Below are 562 nucleotides of genomic sequence, written 5' to 3'. Positions count from 1 at the left end.
GTATGGTGTTTGACGCCCCAGTCAATGGCGACAAGATTGAGGTTTTCGAGTTCAAAAATGGAAACTTAGGTCGGAAGTTGGCTAACACGACGTCTGATGCCTTCGGAAACTATCTGCTAGAGTTTGAATCGTCGTCAATGCCTCTTTTTGTTGTTGCAAAAGAGTGGAGTTATACCGATCCGTTTACAAATGAAACGGTATATGTGAGCAATGCGAAGACACTTAAATTTGAAGGTGTTGTGAACTTTAAAGAGGGGAGTGAGCAAAAGTTAATGCTTACTCCGCTGTCGAACTTGGCAGCAGGCTTGGCAAAGTACAAAATTTCCCAGGGGGCCACAGATGAGAGTGCCTTTTCAACTGCTTTGGATAGTATCAATAGCATGTATGGTTTTGACGTAAACGAGACCAAACCTATTGATATTACCAAAGGTGGGCAAAGCAGTTTTGCTAGTACTGGGCATCAATACGGCGCTTTATTAACAGCATACTCGTCTTACTCTTACGATCTTATAAAAAAATACGGCAACAGCGATAACGTCTACACTTCGATGCACTTCGCTGA

Annotated in this window: 1 protein-coding gene; it reads left to right on the top strand. The window is 42.7% G+C overall.

Annotation, left to right across the window (positions count from 1 at the left end):
- Window positions 1-2: 2 nt before the first annotated feature.
- A partial coding sequence (locus R8O10_RS26775; protein ID WP_318192169.1) for a hypothetical protein occupies window positions 3-562 on the top strand: 560 nt, incomplete at its 3' end.

This window comes from Vibrio sp. 1727 (assembly GCF_033344415.1).
GTDB classification, from domain to species: domain Bacteria; phylum Pseudomonadota; class Gammaproteobacteria; order Enterobacterales; family Vibrionaceae; genus Vibrio; species Vibrio alginolyticus.
The sequence above is the reverse complement of the archived record's forward strand: the minus strand, read 5'-3'. Positions and strand labels throughout refer to the sequence as shown.